This window comes from Kitasatospora viridis (genome assembly GCF_007829815.1).
Taxonomy (GTDB): Bacteria; Actinomycetota; Actinomycetes; order Streptomycetales; family Streptomycetaceae; genus Kitasatospora; species Kitasatospora viridis.
In genome coordinates this window covers 301,642-321,196 of the sequence record NZ_VIWT01000005.1, presented here as the reverse complement: position 1 = coordinate 321,196, position 19,555 = coordinate 301,642, and the positions used below count along the sequence as shown (strand labels likewise).

The 19,555-nt window shown below is 77.0% G+C and carries 3 protein-coding genes and 2 pseudogenes; 4 read left to right on the top strand and 1 reads right to left on the bottom strand.

All coding sequences use genetic code 11. The features are described 5' to 3' along the window. Window positions 1–2: 2 nt before the first annotated feature. The 4 genes and pseudogenes from FHX73_RS37955 (at window position 3) to FHX73_RS37940 (ending at window position 18,489) form a co-directional block, all read left to right on the top strand. Window positions 3–4,916, top strand: coding sequence for a type I polyketide synthase (locus FHX73_RS37955; RefSeq protein ID WP_145910595.1), 4,914 nt, complete (start codon window positions 3–5; stop codon window positions 4,914–4,916). A gap of 50 nt (window positions 4,917–4,966) precedes the next feature. Next, window positions 4,967–13,307 (top strand): annotated as a pseudogene (locus FHX73_RS46840) (type I polyketide synthase); the annotation flags it as partial. A 297-nt stretch (window positions 13,308–13,604) separates the two neighbouring features. Next, window positions 13,605–17,549: pseudogene (locus FHX73_RS37945) on the top strand (type I polyketide synthase); the annotation flags it as partial. A gap of 55 nt (window positions 17,550–17,604) precedes the next feature. After that, window positions 17,605–18,489 carry a TIGR03621 family F420-dependent LLM class oxidoreductase gene (locus FHX73_RS37940; RefSeq protein ID WP_145910593.1) on the top strand — a complete coding sequence of 295 codons (885 nt, stop codon included), beginning with the start codon at window positions 17,605–17,607 and terminating at the stop codon, window positions 18,487–18,489. A gap of 78 nt (window positions 18,490–18,567) precedes the next feature. On the opposite strand, the gene FHX73_RS37935 is transcribed toward FHX73_RS37940, so the two are convergent. After that, complete coding sequence (locus FHX73_RS37935; protein ID WP_145910592.1) at window positions 18,568–19,440, bottom strand: TetR/AcrR family transcriptional regulator; 873 nt, start codon at window positions 19,438–19,440, stop codon at window positions 18,568–18,570. Window positions 19,441–19,555 lie beyond the last annotated feature (115 nt).

Sequence of the window (19,555 nt, the reverse complement as noted above, 5' to 3'; positions counted from 1 at the left end):
CGATGAGCACCACGACGGAGGAGAAGCTGCGCGACTACCTCAAGCGCGTCACCACCGAGCTGCGGCAGAGCCACCGCCGGTTGGGCGAGCTTGAGGCCCGGGAGTCCGAGCCGATCGCGATCGTGTCGATGGCGGGCCGGTTCCCCGGCGGGGTGAACTCCCCTGAGGAGCTTTGGGAGTTGGTGCGGGAGGGCCGGGATGCGATCGGCGCCTTCCCGGCGGACCGCGGCTGGCCGCAGGAGCTCTACCACCCGGACCCGGAGAAGTCCGGCCACAGTTACACCCGCGAGGGCGGGTTCCTGTACGAGGCCGGGCAGTTCGACGCCGAGTTCTTCGGCGTCTCGCCGCGCGAGGCCGCCGCGATGGACCCGCAGCAGCGGCTGCTGCTCGAAGTCGCCTGGGAGTCCCTGGAGCGGGCCGGCATCCGCCCCGCCGACCTGCGCGGCACCCGCACCGGCGTGTTCGCCGGGGTGATGTACCACGACTACGGTTCCCGGTTCCGGCGCGCGCCGGAGGAGTTGGAGGGGTACCTGGTCGTCGGCAGCGCGGGCAGCGTGGTCTCGGGGCGGATCGCCTACACGCTCGGCCTGGAGGGCCCGGCCGTCACCGTCGACACCGCCTGCTCCTCCTCGCTGGTGGCCATCCACCTGGCCGCTCAGGCGCTGCGCAGCGGCGAGGCCACGCTGGCGCTGGCCGGCGGCGTCACCGTGATGTCCACCCCGGCGACCTTCGTGGACTTCAGCCGGCAGGGCGCCAACTCCCCCGACGGCCGGTGCCGTTCGTTCGCGGCCGGGGCCGACGGGACGGGCTGGGCCGAGGGCGTCGGCGTGCTGGTGCTGGAGCGGCTCTCGGACGCCGAGCGCAACGGCCACCAGGTGCTCGCCGTGATCCGTGGCAGCGCGGTGAACCAGGACGGCCGCAGCAGCCAGCTGACGGCGCCCAACGGCCGGGCGCAGCAGCGGGTGATCGCCGAGGCGCTCCGCCGCTCCGGCCTGACGGCCGGTGAGGTCGACGTCGTCGAGGCGCACGGCACCGGGACCACGCTGGGCGACCCGATCGAGGCCGCCGCCCTGGTCGAGGCCTACGGACGCGACCGCACCGGCGAACCCCTGTGGGTCGGCTCGCTCAAGTCCAACGTCGGCCACATGCAGGCCGCCGCCGGCGTCGGCGCCATCATCAAGACCGTCGCCGCCCTACGCCACGGCATCCTCCCCAAGTCGCTCCATTCCGACGAACCGTCAACCCTCGTCGACTGGAACGCCGGAATCTCCCTCCTCACCACCGAGCGCGCCTGGCCCGACCTCGACCGACCCCGCCGAGCCGGCGTCTCCTCCTTCGGCATCAGCGGCACCAACGCCCACCTCATCCTCGAACAAGCACCCGCGGCGGCAGCCGTCGACCAGCCGGCCCTGGACCTGCCCGTGGTGCCCTGGGTGCTGTCCGGCCGCACTCCGGCAGCCCTGCGCGCCCAGGCGGCCCGCCTGCTCGAAGCGAGCACCACCGACCACGTCAGCACGGCCCGCGCACTGGCCGCCACCCGCACCCACTTCGAGCACCGCGCCGTCGTCACCGGCACCGACCACGAGGCCCTACTCACCGCCCTCACCGCCCTCGCCACCGGCGAGACCGCCACGACAGGCGAGGCGCTCAGCAACGCCCGCACCGCCTTCCTCTTCACCGGCCAGGGCAGCCAACGCCCCGGCGCCGGCCACGAGCTCTACCAGACCATCCCCGCCTTCGCCGCCGCCCTCGACGACGTCACCAAAGCCTTCGAACCCCACCTCGAACACCCCCTGCACGACATCCTGTTCGCCGCCCCCGACACCCCCCAATCAGCCCTGCTCAACCGCACCGCCTACACCCAACCCGCCCTCTTCGCCCTGGAAACCGCCCTCTACCGCCTGCTGGAGTCCTGGGGCGTGGTGCCCGACCGGCTCGCCGGGCACTCGATCGGCGAGATCACGGCCGCGCACGTGGCCGGCGTGCTGACCCTCGACGACGCCGTCACCCTGGTCGCCGCCCGCGCCCGGCTGATGGACGCCCTGCCCGAGGGCGGCGCGATGCTGGCGGTGGAGGCCGACGAGGAGCAGGTGCTGGCCGAACTGGCGGAGCTGGACGGCGTGGTGGCCGTCGCCGCGGTCAACGCGCCCGGTTCGACGGTGGTTTCCGGCGCGGAGGCTGAGGTGCTGGTGCTGGCGGACCGGTTCCGCGCACTCGGCCTGCGGGTCAGCCGGCTGCGGACCAGCCACGCCTTCCACTCCCCGCTGATGGAGCCGATCGCCGCCGAGTTCGCCCGGATCGCCGCCGCCCTGCCGCACCACCCGCCGCGGATCCCGATCCGCTCCGCCCTCGACGGCGAACTGTTCGACGCGACCCGCCCGTTGACGTCGGAGTACTGGACGGCGCACGCCCGGCAGGCGGTCCGCTTCCTGGACGCGGCGCGCGGGCTGGCGGCCGACGGCGTGACCGGCTACCTGGAACTCGGCCCGGACGGCGTTCTCACCGCCCTCACCAGGGCGGCCCTGGACGGTGACCCGGACGACTCCCGGCCCGAGCCTGCGGTGGCCGCGCTGCTGCGCCGCGACCGTCCCGAGCTGGAGACGCTGCTCGCCGCCCTCGGCACGGTCCACGCCCGGGGCACGGCGGTGGACTGGACGGCCGTGCTCGGCGGCGTCCCCGGCACGGCGGACGGACTGCCGACCTACGCCTTCCAGCACGAGCGGTACTGGTCCGAGGCGCCCGAGGACGAGGCCGGTGCGGCGTCCGCGCCCGGCGAGGAGGGCTTCTGGTCGGCGATCGCCCGGCAGGACGTCGCCGCCCTGGCCGAGCTGCTGCGGGTCGAGGGCGAGGCCGAGCGGTCGGCGCTGGGCGCGGTGCTGCCCTCGCTGGCCGGATGGCGCGCGGCGCGCGAGCGGGACGGCGAACTCGACGGCTGGCGCCACCAGGTGGCGTGGCGTCCGGTGGTGGAGGGCGAGCCGGCGGGCTCGGCCGGCCGCTGGCTGCTCGCCCTGCCCGGGGCGGGCGGGCTCGGCCCGGCGGAGGCCGAGCGGGTGGCGATCTGGCGGGAGCTGCTGGCGGGCGCGCTGGCGCGGGCCGGTGCGGCGGTCGACCCGATCGAGGTGGCGCCGGATGCCGACCGCGCGGAGCTGGCCGAGGTCCTGGCCCGCACCGCGCGGGCCGGGGACGCACCGGTGGCGGGCGTGCTCTCGCTGCTGCCGCTGGCGTCCGCGCCGGTCGCGGACCGTCCGGCGGTGCCGGGCGGCCTGGCGGGCACGCTGACGCTGCTCCAGGCGCTGGAGACGGCCGGGATCGAGGCGCCGCTCTGGTCGGTGACCACAGGCGCGGTCGCCACCGGGCCCGGCGATCCGCTGGCCGAGCCGACGGGTGCGCTGGTCTGGGGCCTCGGGGTGGTCGCCGCCGCCGAGACCCCGCTGTGGGGCGGCCTGCTCGACCTGCCCGCCGAGCCCGGCGGGCGCGCCGCCGCCCGCGCGGTGCAGGCGCTGCTCGCGAATGGCGCGGAGGCCGAACTCGCGGTGCGGGCCGAGGGCCTGTTTGCCCGTCGGGTGGTCCAAGCGTCTAACACTGAACTGACTGACCCCCAGAAGCTCCCCGCACCGCGTGGCACGGTGCTGATCACCGGCGGCTCCGGCGCCCTGGCCGGGCACACCGCCCGCTGGCTGGCCCGGCGCGGCGCCGAGCACCTGCTGCTGGTCAGCCGGCGCGGCGCGGCGGCCCCCGGGGCCGCCGAGCTGGCGACGGAGCTGACCGGGCTCGGTGCGGGCGCGGTGAGCTTCGCGGCGGCCGACGTGGCCGACCGCGAGGCGGTGGCCCGCCTGCTCGCCGAGCTGCCGCCGGACCTGCCGCTGACCGCCGTGGTGCACACGGCGGCGGTGCTGGACGACGCCACGCTGGGCGAGCTGACGGTGGCCCAGCTGGACCGGGTGCTGCGGGTGAAGGCGCTCGGCGCCCGCCACCTGGACGAGCTGACCCGGGGGCTGGACCTGGAGGCGTTCGTGCTGTTCTCCTCGGCCGCCTCGCTGACCGGACTGCCCGGGCAGGGCAACTACGCGCCCGGCAACGCCTACCTGGACGCGCTGGCGCTGCACCGCCGGGCCGCCGGCCTGCCCGCCACCTCGATCTCCTGGGGGCTGTGGGCGGGCGAGGGCATCGCCGCCCCGCAGGCCGCCCGGCAGAGCCGGCGCAGCGGCTACCTGCCGATGGATCCGGACACCGCCCTGGCCGCGCTGGACCGGGCGCTGGCCGAGGAGACCCCGCACCTGCTGGTCGCGGCGGCCGACTGGCCGGCCCTCGCGGCCGTGCGCCCCCACCCGCTGCTCGCCGAGCTGCTGCCCGGCGCGGGCGCGCCTGGCGGCGCCGCCGAGCCCGCGGGCGGCGCGGACCCGGGCGCCGGGCTGCGGGCGGAGCTGGCGCCGCTGGCAGCGGCGGACCGCGCCCGGCAGCTGCTGCTCCGGGTGCGCGCCGAGGCCGCCGCGGTGCTCGGCCGGCGGGACGGCGACACCGTCGCCCCGCAGCGCGGCCTGCGCGACCAGGGGTTCGACTCGATCGCCACGGTGGAGCTGCGCAACCGCCTGGGCCGGCTGACCGGCCTGCGGCTGCCCGCCACCCTGGTCTTCGACCACCCGACCCCGCAGGCCCTGGCCGAGCAGCTGCTGGACCGCCTGGGCCTGCCCGGCCCGGCCGGCGCCGGGGCGGGCGGCGCACTGCTCGCCGAACTCGACCGGCTGGAACCGCTGCTGGCCGCGCTGGAGCCCGACGACCCGTCACGTGACGAGGTGTTGGACCGGCTCGGCGCCCTGGCCGGCGTCCGGCGCGGCTCCGCGCTGAGCGAGGGCCTGGCCGCGGCGAGCGACGACGAGCTGGTCGACTTCATCGGCCGGGAACTCGGCATCTCCTGACCCTCACCGGTCCTGCCACACGAACAGCCGCCCCTACGAAGGATGGAACCTTGAACGACGGCCGGATGCGGTACCTCCTGGAACGGGTCACCGCCGAACTGCACGAGACACGCCGCGAGTTGCGCGAGGCGAAGGAGCGCGACAGCGAGCCGGTGGCGATCGTCGGCATGGCCTGCCACTTCCCCGGCGGGGTCGACTCGCCGGAGGACCTGTGGCGGCTGGTCGCCGAGGGCGGCGACGCGGTCGGCGGGTTCCCGACCGACCGGGGCTGGGACCTGGACTCGCTGGTCGACCCCGACCCGGACCACCCGCGGACCTCGTACACCGGCAACGGCGCCTTCCTGGCCGCGCCCGGCGACTTCGACGCCGACTTCTTCGGCATCTCGCCGCGCGAGGCGCTGGCCAGCGACCCCCAGCACCGGCTGCTGCTGGAGACCGCCTGGGAGGCGTTCGAGCGGGCCGGCATCCGGCCGGGCGAGCTGCACGGCTCCAACACCGGCGTGTTCGTCGGCACCAACGGCAACGACTACCCGCCGCCGGCCGGCACCGCGCCGGAGGAGCTGGAGGGCTACCTGGCGGTCGGCAACGCGGCGAGCGTGGCCTCCGGCCGGATCTCCTACAGCCTGGGCCTGGAGGGCCCGGCGGTCACCGTCGACACCGCCTGCTCCTCCTCCTCGGTGGCGCTGCACCTGGCGGTGCGGGCGCTGCGCTCCGGCGAGTGCGACCTGGCGCTGGCCGGCGGGGTGACGGTGATGACCACCCCGTCGATCTTCGTCGAGTTCTCCCGGCAGCACGGGCTCTCGCCGGACGGCCGGTGCAAGGCGTTCGCGGCGGGCGCGGACGGCACCGGCTGGTCGGAGGGCGTGGCGCTGCTGCTGGTCGAGCGGCTCTCCGACGCCCGGCGCAACGGGCACCGGGTGCTGGCCGTGGTCCGCGGCACCGCCGTCAACCAGGACGGCGCCTCCAACGGCCTGACCGCGCCCAACGGCCCGGCCCAGCAGCGGGTGATCCGCCAGGCGCTGGCCGACGCCGGGCTGGCGACCGGGGAGATCGACGCGGTCGAGGCGCACGGCACCGGCACCCGGCTCGGCGACCCGATCGAGGCGCAGGCCCTGCTGGACACCTACGGCCAGGGCCGGGACGCCGAGCGGCCGCTGTGGCTCGGCTCGGTCAAGTCGAACCTGGCGCACACCCAGGCCGCGGCCGGCGCGGCCGGCATCATCAAGATGGTCCAGGCGCTGCGGCACCAGGTGCTGCCGCGCACCCTGCACGTGGACGAGCCGACCCCGCACGTGGAGTGGGAGTCGGGCGCGGTCCGGCTGCTCACCGAGGACCGGGCCTGGCCGCGCGGCGAGCGGCCGCGCCGGGCGGGCGTGTCGGCGTTCGGGGTCAGCGGCACCAACACGCACGTGATCCTGGAGGAGGCGCCGCCGGAGCCGGACGCGGAGCCGGCGGTCACTGACGCTCCGTCAGGCCCGGTGGCGTGGACCCTGTCCGCCCGCACCCCCGAGGCGCTGCGCGCGCAGGCCGCCGCGCTGGCGGCCCGGGTGCGGGCCGAGCACGAGCGCGCGGAGCCGGCGGCGCTGGCCGCGCTGGGGCACGCGCTGGTCGCCGAGCGCACCGCGTTCGAGGAGCGCGCCGTGCTGGTCGGCCGGGACGCCCCCGAACTGCTCGCCGCGCTGGACGCGTTGGCCGCCGGGGAGCCGTCCACGGCGGTGCTCGGCCGGGCCGGCGCCGACCACAAGGTGGTCCTGGTGTTCCCCGGCCAGGGCGCCCAGTGGCTCGGCATGGCCGCCGAACTGCTGGACACCGCACCGGTGTTCGCCGAGCAGATCGCCGCCTGCCAGAAGGCCCTGGCGGAGTTCGTCGACTGGTCGCTGGAGGACGTGCTGCGCGGGCGCGAGGGCGCGCCCGGCTACGACCGGGTGGACGTGGTGCAGCCCGCGCTGTGGGCGGTGATGGTGTCGCTGGCCGCGCTGTGGGAGTCCTACGGGGTGCGCCCGGACGCCGTGGTCGGGCACAGCCAGGGCGAGATCGCCGCCGCCTACGTCGCCGGGGCGCTGACCCTCCAGGACGCGGCGCGCGTGGTGGCGCTGCGCAGCCAGGCGATCGTCGAGCTGGCCGGCACCGGCGGCATGGCCTCGGTGCCGCTGCCGCGCGAGCGGGCCGAGGAGCTGATCGCGCCCTGGGGCGAGCGGCTGTCGGTCGCGGTGGTGAACAGCCCGGCGGCGGTGGTCGTCGCGGGCGAGCCCGCCGCGCTGGACGAGCTGGTCGCGCTTGGCGAGCGGGAGGAGCTGCGGATCCGCCGGGTGCCCGTCGACTACGCCTCGCACTCCGCGCCGGTCGAGCGGATCCGCGCCCGGCTGGCCACCGCGCTCGCCCCGGTCGCCCCGCGCACCGGGCACACCCCGCTGCTGTCCTCGGTGACCGGCGACTGGCTGGACACCGCGCAGTTGGACGGCGCCTACTGGTACACCAACCTGCGGCAGACGGTGCGCTTCGAGGAGGCCGTCCGGCGGCTGCTGGACAGCGGCCACGGCGTGTTCGTCGAGGCCAGCCCGCACCCGGTGCTGACCGCCGCCGTCCAGGCCACCGCCGAGGACGCGGGGCGGCTCGACACCGTCGCCACCGGCTCGCTGCGCCGCGACGAGGGCGGGCTGACGCGCTTCCTCGGCGCGGTCGGGCAGGTCGCGGTGGCCGGCGTGCCGGTCGACTGGACGCCCGCGCTCGGCCCGCGCCCCGCCGCCCGGGTCGACCTGCCGACCTACCCGTTCCAGCGCCGCCGCTACTGGCTGGAGCGGCGCGCCGACCGGTCGGGCGACCCGCTCTTCCTCGGGCTGCGCGCCGCCGAACACCCGCTGCTCGGCGCCGTGTTGCAGCCCGCCGAGGGCGGCGGGGCGACCCTGACCGGGCGCCTGGCCGTGTCCACCCACCCGTGGCTGGCCGACCACACGGTGCTCGGCCGGACCATCGTGCCCGGCACCGCCCTGGTCGAGCTGGCCGTCCGGGCCGGGGACGAGCTCGGCCTGCCGGTGCTCGACGAACTGGTGCTGGAGGCGCCGCTGGTGCTGCCCGGGCAGCAGGCCGTCGAGGTGCAGGTGACGGTCGGCGCCCCCGACGCCACCGGGCGGCGGCCGGTGGCCGTGCACGCCCGGGTGCAGCACGAGCGTGCCGAGGCGGCCGACTGGCAGCGGCACGCGCACGGCGTGCTCGCCGCGGCGTCCGACGGCGAGGCCCGCTGGTCGACGGCCGGCACCGCCTGGCCGCCGGCCGGGGCCACCGCCGTCCCGCTGGACGGCCTCTACCAGCGGCTGGCCGACGCCGGGCGCGACTACGGGCCGCTGTTCCAGGGCCTGCACGCCGCCTGGCGGCTCGGTGACGAGCTGTTCGCCGAGATCGCGCTGCCGCAGCAGGAGCAGGCCGACGCCGCCCGCTACGGGCTGCACCCGGCGCTGCTCGACGCGGCCTTCCACGTCGCCGAGTTGACCACCGCCGGGCCGGCGGGCGAGGGCGTGCCGCTGCCGTTCGCCTGGAGCGCGGTGCGGCTGCACGCGGGCGGCGCGACCGCGCTGCGGGTGCGGCTGCGCCCCGGCGCCGGTGACACGGTGGTACTGGACGCCACCGACCCGGCCGGCGCGCCGGTGCTCGCGGTCGGCGCGCTGGCCTCCCGGCCGGTCGTCGCCGCCCAGCTGGCCGACCCGGCTGCCGGGCTGCCGCTGCACGTCGCCGGCTGGGCCGAACTCCTTTCGGCCGAGCCCGAGTCCGAGGTGTGGGCGGTGCTCGGCAGCGACTCGCTCGGGCTCGGCGCGGAGCTCGCGGCCTACCCGGATCCGGCCGCCGTGGCGCGCGCGGTGGCCGAGGGCGGCGCCGAGGCGCCCGGCACCGTCTGGCTGCCGGTGGTCGCCGACGGCACGGGCACCGTGCCCGAGCGGGCCCGGCAGGCGCTGCACACGGTGCTGACGGTCGTTCAGGAGTGGCTCGCTGAGCCCGAACTGGCGGACCGCCGGCTGGTGGTGGCCACCACGGCGGCGGTCTCCGTGGCCGGCGAGGACGTGGACCCCGCGCTCGGCCCGGTCTGGGGCCTGCTGCGCTCCGCCCAGGCCGAGCACCCCGACCGGCTGCTGCTGGTCGACCTCGACGACGCCGCCGAGTCGCGGCGCGCCCTGCCCGGCGCGCTCGCCGCCGCGACCGCCGCTGGGGAGACCCAGCTGGCGCTGCGCGGCGGCACGGCCCGGGTGCCCCGGCTGACCGCGCTGCCCGCCGCACCGGCGGACCAGGGCGCGGCTCGCCTGCTCGACCCCGACGGCACGGTGCTGGTGACCGGCGGCCTGGGCCTGCTAGGCCGGCTGGTGACCCGCCGACTGGTCGTCGAGCACGGTGCCCGGCACCTGGTGCTGGCGGCCCGCCGCGGGGCGGACACCCCCGGCGCGGCCGAGTTCCTGGCGGAGCTGGCCGAGCTCGGTGCCGACGCCACCGCCGTCCCCGTCGACGCCGCCGACCGGGAGGCGCTGCGCGCCGTGCTGGCGGGCATCCCCGCCGACCGGCCGCTGACCGCCGTGGTGCACGCCGCCGGCGCGCTGGACGACGGCCTGGTGACGGCACTGGACCCGGGCCGGCTGGAGACCGTGCTGCGGCCCAAGGTCGACGCGGCCTGGCACCTGCACGAGCTGACCCGGGACGCCGAACTGTCGGCCTTCCTGCTGTTCTCCTCGGCGGCGGGCGTGCTCGGCGTCCAGGGGCAGGCCAACTACGCGGCCGCGAACGCCTTCCTGGACGCCCTCGCGGTGCACCGGCGCGCCGCCGGGCTGCCCGCCGCCTCGCTGGCCTGGGGCCTGTGGGCGGACGGCAGCGACCTGACCGGTCACCTGGGCGGCGCCGACCTGGCCCGACTCGCCCGGCAGGGCGTGCGGCCGCTGACGGCCGATCAGGGGCTGGCGCTGTTCACGGCCGCGGTCCGCAGCGGCCACCCGCTGCCGGTGCCTCTTGCGCTGCGCGCGGACGCCGATCCGGCGCTGGTGCCGCCGGTGCTGCGCGCGGTGCTGGCCCGGCCGCAGCGCGCCCGGCCGACCGCCGGTGGCGCCGGCACCACCGGCGGCGAGGGCGGCCTGGCGGGCCGGCTGCGCGGCCTGGACGCCCGGCAGCGGCAGGCGGAGCTGCTCGCGCTGGTGCGCCGGGAGGCCGCCGTCGTGCTGGGCCGCACCGATCAGGACGGGGTGGCGCCCGACCGGGCGTTCAAGGAGCTCGGCTTCGACTCGCTGACCGCCGTGGAGCTGCGCAACCGGCTGACGGCGGCCAGCGGCCTGCGGCTGCCCGCCACCCTGGTCTTCGACCACCCCACCGCGCTGGCGCTGGCCGCCGAGCTGGACGCCCTGCTGCCGGGCGGACAGCAGCGCACCGCCGAGCTGCCGACCGTGGCCGGCGGGCGGCCCGACGAGCTGGACCCGGTGGTCATCGTCTCGATGAGCTGCCGCTTCCCCGGCGGGGTGAGCACCCCCGAGCAGCTCTGGGAGCTGGTCGACGCGGGGCGGGACGCGATCACCCCGTGGCCCACCGACCGCGGTTGGGACAACGAGTCGCTGTACGACCCGGACCCGGACCGGCCTGGCCACACCTACACCCAGTACGGCGGGTTCCTGCACGACGCCGCCGAGTTCGACCCGGCCTTCTTCGGCATCTCGCCGCGCGAGGCGCTGGCCACCGACCCGCAGCAGCGGCTGCTGCTGGAGACCGCCTGGGAGGCCTTCGAGCGGGCCGGCATCGACCCGGCGGGCCTGCGGGGCAGCCGCACCGCGGTCTACACCGGCGTGATGTACAACGACTACGCGGGCCGACTGCGGGAGCTGCCCGAGGAGTTGGAGGGCTACCTGCACAACGGCAGCGCTGCCAGCGTGGCTTCGGGGCGGATCTCGTACGCCTTCGGGTTCGAGGGTCCGGCCGTCACGGTGGACACCGCCTGCTCCTCCTCGCTGGTCGCCCTGCACCTGGCCGCGCAGGCGTTGCGCTCCGGTGAGGCCGATCTGGCGCTGGCCGGCGGGGTGGCCGTGATGGCCTCGCCCGCCGGGATGGTGGCCACCTCGCGGCACCGCGCGTTCGCGCCGGACGGGCGGGTGAAGGCGTTCGCCGCCGGTGCGGACGGCACCAGTTGGGCGGAGGGGGTCGGCCTGCTGATGCTGGAGCGGCTCTCCGACGCCCGGCGCCACGGGCACCCGGTGCTGGCGGTGGTGCGCGGCAGCGCCGTCAACCAGGACGGCGCCTCCAATGGCCTGACCGCGCCGAACGGGCCCGCCCAGCAGCGGGTGCTCCGGCAGGCGTTGGCCGCCGCCGGGCTGACCCCGCAGGAGGTGGACGCGGTGGAGGCGCACGGCACCGGCACCCAGCTGGGCGACCCGATCGAGGCACAGGCGCTGCTGGCCGTCTACGGCCCGGACCGGCCGGAGCAGCAGCCGCTCTGGCTGGGCTCGTTGAAGTCCAACCTGGGGCACACCCAGGCCGCGGCGGGCGTCGCCGGGCTGATCAAGATGGTCGGCGCGCTGCACCACGGCCGGCTGCCCGCCACCTTGAACGTCGACGAGCCGGCTCCCGAGGTGGACTGGGGCACGGGCGGCGTGAGGCTGCTGACGGAGCGTCAGGAGTGGCCGGAGACCGGCCGGCCGCGCCGCGCGGGCATCTCGGCCTTCGGGGTGAGCGGCACCAACGCGCACGTGATCATCGAGCAGCCGCCGGCGGCCGAGCCGGCCCCGCAGCAGCCGAGCGACGGTCCGCTGCCCTGGGTGCTCTCCGCCCGGACGGCCGGCGCCCTCGCCGAGCAGGCCGGCCGACTCGCCGAGCACCTGGCCGAGTCCACCGAGGCGCCCGCCGACCTGGCGCACACCCTGTTGGCCGGCCGGGCCCGGTTCGAGCACCGCGCCGTGGTGGTGGCCGCCGAGCCGGCCGCCGCCGCCACCGCCCTGCGCGCCCTGGCCGCGGGCGAGCCGGCCGCCGAGCTGGTCCAGGGCCGGGCCGACGGCGCGCCCCGCACCGTGTTCGTGTTCCCCGGCCACGGCTCCCAGTGGGCCGGCATGGCCCGTGAACTGCTGGACAGCGCACCGGTGTTCGCCGAGCGGATCGAGAGTTGCGCCCGCGCCCTCGCGCCGCACCTGGACTTCGACCTGCTCGACGTGCTGCGCCAGCGCGACGGCGCGGCCCAGCTGGAGCGGGTCGAGGTCGCCCAACCCGCGCTGTGGGCCGTCCTGGTGGCGCTCGCCGCGCTCTGGGAGTCGTACGGGCTGCGGCCGGACGCCGTGGTCGGGCACAGCCAGGGCGAGGTGGCCGCGGCCACCGTCGCCGGGGCGCTCACCCTCGACGACGCGGCGCTGATCGTCGCCGCCCGCAGCCGGATCCTGGCCACCCTGGTCGGTCGCGGCTCGATGGCCTCGGTCGCGCTGCCGCTGGCCGAGGCCGAACGGCGGCTCGCCGCCTGGCCGGACCGGCTCGCGGTGGCCACCGTCAACGGCCCGAACGCCGTGGTGGTGGCCGGCGAGGAGGCGGCGCTGGACGAGCTGGTCGCCCAGTGCACCGCCGAGGGCGTGCGCGCCAAGCGGCTGCGGGCCGCCACCCTGGCCGGCCACTCCCCCGTGATCGACCAGGTGCGCGAGGAGTTGCTGGCCGCGCTCGCGCCGGTGCGGCCCGGCCCGGCGCACCTGCCGATCTGGTCCACCGTCACCGCCGAGCCGATCGAGGGCGGCGAGCTGGACGCCGCCCACTGGTACCGCAACCTGCGCCAGACGGTGCGCTTCGCGCCCGCCGTGCAGCGCCTGGCCGAGGCGGGCCGCACCCTGTTCGTCGAGGTCAGCCCGCATCCCGTGCTCACCGGCGCGATCCAGGACACCCTGGAGGCGGGCGAGTTCGCCGGCGCCGCGATCGAGACGCTGCGCCGCGACCAGGGCGGCCTGGACCGCTTCCTGCTCTCGGCCGGCGCCGCGCTCACCCAGGGCGCGCCGGTCGACCTCGGCGGGCCGCTGGCCGGCGCCCGCTCGGTGCCCACCGCGCTGCCGACCTACCCGTTCCAGCGCCGCCGCTACTGGCTGGACGTCGAACTCGGCCCGCTCACCACGGCCTTGGCGACCGGCATCGGCGACACGGACGAGCCGGCGGACGGCGCGCCCGGCGAGCGGCTGGCCGCCCGGCTGGCCGGACTCACCGCCGAGGAGCGGCGGGCCGAGCTGCTCGACCTGGTGCGCCGTCAGGCGGCCGCCGCGCTCGGCCACGCGGATGTCGAGGAGGTGCTCGCCGAACGGGCCTTCCGCGACCTCGGGTTCGAGTCGCTGACCGCCGTCGACCTGCGCAACCGGCTGGCCGCCGCCACCGGCCTGCGGCTGCCCGCCACCGTGGTCTACGACCAGCCGACCCCCGCGGCGATCGCGGCCCACCTGGACGAGCAGCTCGCCGCCGGCGGCCCCGAACTGCCGCAGCTGCTCGACCTGTTGGAGCGGTCCCTGCCCGGTACCGCCGAGGACCGGCGGGAACTTGCCGCGCGGCTCGCCGCACTGGCCGCCCGGCTCGGCCCGGACGGCGAGTCCCGGCTCGTTCCGGACGACGCGCCGGACGAGGAGCTGGACCTGGCGAGCGCCAGCGACGAGGAGCTGTTCGCCGAACTCGACCGTGCCCGGCCCGCCGCCGGCACCGCAACCACCGGAAGGAGTGGCGACGATGGCCGATGAGGAGAAGCTGCGGCAGTACCTGCGCCGCGCACTCGCCGACGTGCGCGAGGCCCAGCGCCGCCTGGAGCAGGTCGAGTACCAGCGCAGCGAACCGGTCGCCGTGATCGGCATGGCCTGCCGGCTGCCCGGCGGCGCCGACTCGCCCGAGCAGCTGTGGGAGCTGCTCGGCGCGGAGCGCGACGCGATCGGCGAGTGGCCCGCCGACCGGGGCTGGGACGCGGACGCGCTCTACGACCCCGACCCGGCCACCCTGGGCACCAGCTACGCCCGGCACGGCGGGTTCCTGCTCGACGCCGCCGAGTTCGACGCCGCGTTCTTCGGCGTCTCGCCGCGCGAGGCGCTGGCCACCGACCCGCAGCAGCGGCTGCTGCTGGAGACCGCCTGGCACGCCCTGGAGCACGCCCGGCTCGACCCGGAGGGGCTGCGCGGCAGCCGGACCGCCGTGTTCGCCGGACTGACCGCGCAGGAGTACCACACCCGCCCCGGCGCGGTCCCCGCCGAGCTGGAGGGCCACCTGGGCATCGGCAACCTGGCCAGCGTCGCCTCCGGCCGGATCGCCTACACCTTCGGCTTCGAGGGCCCGGCCGTCACGGTCGACACCGCCTGCTCCTCCTCGCTGGTCGCGCTGCACCTGGCCGTGCGCTCGCTGCGGGCCGGCGAAAGCGACCTGGCGCTGGCCGGCGGCGCCACCGTGATGTCCTCGCCGACCGGCTTCATCGAGTTCTCCCGCCAGCGCGGCCTCTCACCCGACGGCCGCTGCCGCTCCTACGCGGCCGCCGCCGACGGCACCGGCTGGGCCGAGGGCGCCGGACTGCTGGTGCTGGAGCGGCTCTCCGACGCCCGGCGCAACGGGCACCGGGTGCTGGCCGTGGTCCGCGGCACCGCCGTCAACCAGGACGGCGCCTCCAACGGCCTGACCGCCCCGAGCGGACCGGCCCAGCAGCGGGTGATCCGCCAGGCGCTGGCCGACGCCGGGCTCACCCCCGACCGGGTCGACGCGGTCGAGGGCCACGGCACCGGCACCACCCTCGGCGACCCGATCGAGGCGCAGGCCCTGCAGGCCGTCTACGGCGCCGGACGGCGGGCCGAACGCCCGCTCTGGCTCGGCTCGTTGAAGTCCAACCTGGGCCACACCGCGGCGGCGGCCGGCGTCGCCGGGGTGATCAAGATGGTGCAGGCGATCCGCCACGGCAGCCTCCCGCGCACCCTGCACGTGGACGAGCCGACCCCGCACGTCGACTGGGCGCAGGGCGGCGTCCGCCTGCTGACGGAGCGTCAGGACTGGCCGGACACCGGGCAGCCGCGCACCGCCGGGGTCTCCGCCTTCGGGGTGAGCGGGACGAACGCGCACGTGATCCTGGAGCAGGCCGACGAACCCGAGGAGGCACCGCCTGCGGAGGTCGGCGGTCCGCTGCCCTGGGTGCTGAGCGCGCGCTCCGAAGGGGCGCTGCGGGCCCAGGCCCGGCAGGTCGCCGAGCTACTGCGCGGCGAGGGCGCGCCGGACCCGGCGGAGCTCGCCTGGTCGCTGGCGGCCCGCCCCCGGCACCCGCTGCGCGCCGTGCTGGCGGCCGCCGACGGCGCCGAGGCCGCCACCCGGCTGGCGGCCTTCGCCGACGCGAGCGGGCCGCTCGCCCCCGCCGCCGGCGGTCGGACGGCCTTCCTGTTCACCGGCCAGGGCAGCCAGCGCCCCGGTATGGGCGCCGACTTGTACCGTCAGTACCCCGAGTTCGCGCGGGCTTTCGACGCCGTCACCGCCGAACTCGACCGCCAGCTGCCGTTCTCGGTCGCCGACGCCGTGCTGCGCTCGGGCGACGCCGAGCTGCTGAACCGCACCGAGTACGCCCAGCCCGCGCTGTTCGCCCTCCAGGTGGCGCTGCTGGGGCTGCTCGACTCCTGGGGCGTGCGCCCGGACCTGGTGGCCGGCCACTCGATCGGCGCGCTGGCCGCCGGGTACGCCGCCGGGATGCTCGAACTCACCGACGCCGCCGCCCTGGTGGCCGCCCGCGGGCGGCTGATGCAGCAGCTGCCGCCCGGCGGGGCGATGGCCGCCCTGGAGGCGGCCGAGGACGAGGTGGCCGCCGAACTCGACGGGTACGGCGGGGCGGTGGGCCTGGCCGCGGTCAACGGGCCGCGCGCGGTGGTGGTCTCCGGCGAGGAGGCCGAGGTCGAGGCGGTCGCCGCGGCCTTCCGGGCGCGCGGGCGCCGGGCCACCCGGCTGCGGGTCAGCCACGCCTTCCACTCGCACCGGATGGATCCGATGCTGGACGAGTTCCGCACCGTGCTGAAGGGCCTGGCGTTCCGGCAGCCGCACACCGCGATGGCCTCCGACCTGACCGGGCGGCTGGCCTCGGCCGCCGAACTGGCCGACCCGGAGCACTGGGCCGCGCACGCCCGGCAGCCGGTGCGCTTCCTGGACGCCGTGCGGGCCCTGCGGGCCGAGGGCGCCACCCGCTTCCTGGAGCTCGGCCCCGACGGCATCCTCACCGCGCTCGCCGGCGACGCGCTGGCCGCCGAGGAGCCGGCGCAGCGCCCCCGCCCGGCCGTGCTGGCGGCCGCCCTGCGCCGGGACCGGCCGGAGCCGCAGACCCTGCTGGAGGCCGTCGGGCGGCTGCACGCGGCGGGTGCGCCCGTCGACTGGGCCGGCCCGTTCGGTCAGCTGACGCCCCGTCGGATCGACCTGCCGGGCTACCCGTTCCAGCGGACCCGGTTCTGGCTGGACTCCGAGGTCACCCGCGCCACCGATCCGACCCGCCCCGCCCTCCCCGCGCCGCACGCCGCCGAGCGGGCCGACTGGGCGCACCGGCACGCCGAGCTGGACGGCCCCGAACTGCTGGACGCCGTGCTGCTGCTGGTGCGCACCGAGGCCGCCGCGGTGCTCGGGCACGCCGACCCGGGCGCGCTCCCCGCCGAGGCGGCGTTCGTCGAGCACGGCTTCGACTCGCTGACCTCCGTGGAGCTCGGCGGCCGGCTGTCCGCCACGACCGGGCTGCGGCTGTCCGGCGCGCTCACCATCCACCACCCGGATCCGCGCGCCCTGGCCGAGCACCTGCACGGCGAGCTGCTCCGCCACCGCGGCGCCGGCGCGCCCGCCCCGGCGGAGCCGCTGGCCGCGGTCTACCTGGAGCTGTGCCGGGCCGGGCACATCCCGGCCGCCACCCAGGTGCTGGTCTCCGCCTCGGAGCTGCGCACCCCGTTCGACAGCGCGGAGCGGGCCGGGCACGGCCTGCCGCCGGTGCTGCTGGCCGAGGGCGCGGGCCCGCTGCCCCTGGTCTGCTTCCCCGCGCTGACCGCGCTCTCCGGCCCGCACGAGTACGCGCGGTTCGGGCAGGCGCTGGCCGGCCGGCTGACCGCGCACGCGCTGCCGGCCCCCGGCTACCGGCCGGGCAGCGCGCTGCCCGACTCGGTGGAGGCGTTCGTCCGGCTGCAGGCCGACGCCGTGCAGGAGCTGTACGGGGAGCGGCCGTTCGCGGTGCTGGGGCGCTCGCTCGGCGGGTGCGTGGCGCACGCCGTCACCGCCGAGCTGGAGCGGCGCGGGGTGCGGCCGGCCGGGCTGGTGCTGGTCGACTCCTACCCGATGGACACCGGCGAGGTGCCGGGCATGGAGTGGTGGATGCCCGCGATGATCAACGGGATGCTGGACCGGCTCGGCACCCAGGACCTCACCCTGACCGACACCGGCCTCACCGCGATGGGCGCCTACCTGCGCACCTTCGGCCCCTGGCAGCCCGAGCCGGTCACCACCCGCACCCTGCTGCTGCGCGCCGACCAGCCGCTGCCCGGCACCGTGCGGCGGCCCGGCGGCCCCGACTGGCGCGCCTTCTGGCGCCTGCCGCACGAGAGCGCCGACATTCCCGGCGACCACTTCTCGGTGCTGGAGGACCACTCCGGCAGCACCGCCGACGCCGTCGAGCGCTGGCTCGCCGAGCTGACCTGACCTGACCGTCCCGACTGACCATCACCACCCGTAACCCGCTCAAGGAGTAGAGACAATGACCCGACCGTTCCGCTTCGGCCTCGGCAAGCTGGCCATCCCCGACGACGCCGAGCAGTGGCAGCAGGTGTCCAAGGAGGTCGAATCGCAGGGCTACGACGTGCTGCTGGTGCCCGACCACCTGGGTCGGACCGCGCCGTTCCCGCCGCTGGTGGCCGCCGCGGCCGCCACCAACCTGCGGGTGGGCACGCTGGTGCTGAACACCGGCTTCTACCACCCGCCGCTGCTGGCCCGCGAGATCGCCACGGTGGACCGGCTGACCGGCGGCCGGCTGGAGATCGGCCTCGGCACCGGTTACGTGCACGCCGAGTTCGAGGCGCTCGGTCTGGACCCGGGCACGCCCAAGGACCGGGTGGACACGCTGGAGCGCACCGTGCTGGAGCTGCGCCGACTGCTCGCCCAGCCGGACCACGTGCCGGCCGTGGTGCAGGACCCGCTGCCGCTGCTGATCGCGGGCAACGGCAACCGGGTGCTGCGGCTGGCCGCCCGGCACGGCGACATCGTGGGCTTCATCGGGATGCGCTACGACCCGACTGCGGCCGGCGGGCTGCGGCTCATCCCGCGCGCCGAACTCGCCGACCGGGTCGCCTACTTCGACGGCGTGGTGGGCGAGCGGGCGGCGCAGGTGGAGAAGAACCTGCTGCTCCAGGCGGTGATCGTGACGGAGGACCGGGACGCGGCGATCCGGCACGTGGCCGCCACCCAGCTGCCGGTGCCGCTGACCGAGCTGGAGCAGACGCCGCTGCTGCTGATCGGCACGGTGCAGCAGATCATCGACCAGGTGAAGGAGCTGCGGGACAGCTTCGGCTTCTCCTACTTCACCGTGATGGACATCCACCAGGAGGCGTTCGCGCCGGTGGTCGAGGCGCTGGCCGGCACCTGAGACGGTCGCCCGCTGCGGAGCGTGACAACCTGGGTTGTCACTCGGTCGAGCCGGGCGACCGCTCACCCGACTGACAACCTAGGTTGTCGCCAGGGAGTCCGCCTCCTCGGTGCGCGGCCAGCGCTTGCGGGCCGCCTGCCGGCTGATCCCGAGCAGCTGGCCGACCTCGCCGTAGGAGGCCCCGCCCGCCAGCGCCTCCCGGGCCAGCCGGTCCACCTCCTCGGCGGCCGCCAGCCGGGCCGACTCGGCGGCGGCCAGCCCGGCGAGCGGACCGGCGGACCCGTGGTCCACCGACATCCCGCCGGCCGACATCCCGCCGGCCGACATCCCGTCAGCAGTCGCCCCATCGGCGGTCGCCCCGCCGCCCGAGGCCGCGTCAGCGGCCAGCAGCGGCCGCAGGCACGGCCCGAGCAGCTCGACCAGCCGGGCGGCCGGGGCGTGGTCGACCTCGGGCACCCGCAGCAGGTAGCGGGCGACCAGCAGGCCGAGCACCACGGCCCCCACCAGACTCGCCCGCAGCTCCACGTCGTCGCCGGTCAGCGCGTCCGCCACGGCGCTGTCGCCGGGGTCGGCGACCGCGCAGCGCACCGCCTCGGCGGCCTGCGGGTGGGTGAGCATCGAGCGCAGCACCGGCATGCTGCGGTCGGGGCGGCCGTCGATGTCGGCCAGCACGTGCGCCAGCAGCCGGTCGCCGAGCTGGTCGGCGGGCCCGCCGAGGGCGCCGCCGAAGCTGAGGCCGATCTCCGAGACCGCGTCGAACAGCTGCTCCTTGGAGCCGAAGTGCTTCATCACCAGCGCCGGGTCCACCCCGGCCCGGTGGGCCACCGCGCGCACCGTGGTCTGCTCGTAGCCGAGTTCGGAGAACAGCTGGCGGGCGGCGGCCAGGATCGCCTGCCGGCTGCGGGTGCGCCGCTCGCCGCGCCCCACCGGCGCCGGGTCCGACTCTGACATGCCGCCTCCTCGTTTCCGTGCACGTCGTTTCCGTGCACACCGACCGCGGTGCCCGCAGATTCGTTCAACGCATGTTGACCCAATCCGCGCTCATCCCTACCATGAAACAGTCTAC

Bases quoted from the DNA above. Each gene is read 5' to 3' on its own strand.
- FHX73_RS37940 (WP_145910593.1), top strand. From the start codon at position 17,605: ATGACCCGACCGTTCCGCTTCGGCCTCGGCAAGCTGGCCATCCCCGAC.
- FHX73_RS37935 (WP_145910592.1), bottom strand. From the start codon at position 19,440: ATGTCAGAGTCGGACCCGGCGCCGGTGGGGCGCGGCGAGCGGCGCACC.
- FHX73_RS37955 (WP_145910595.1), top strand. From the start codon at position 3: ATGAGCACCACGACGGAGGAGAAGCTGCGCGACTACCTCAAGCGCGTC.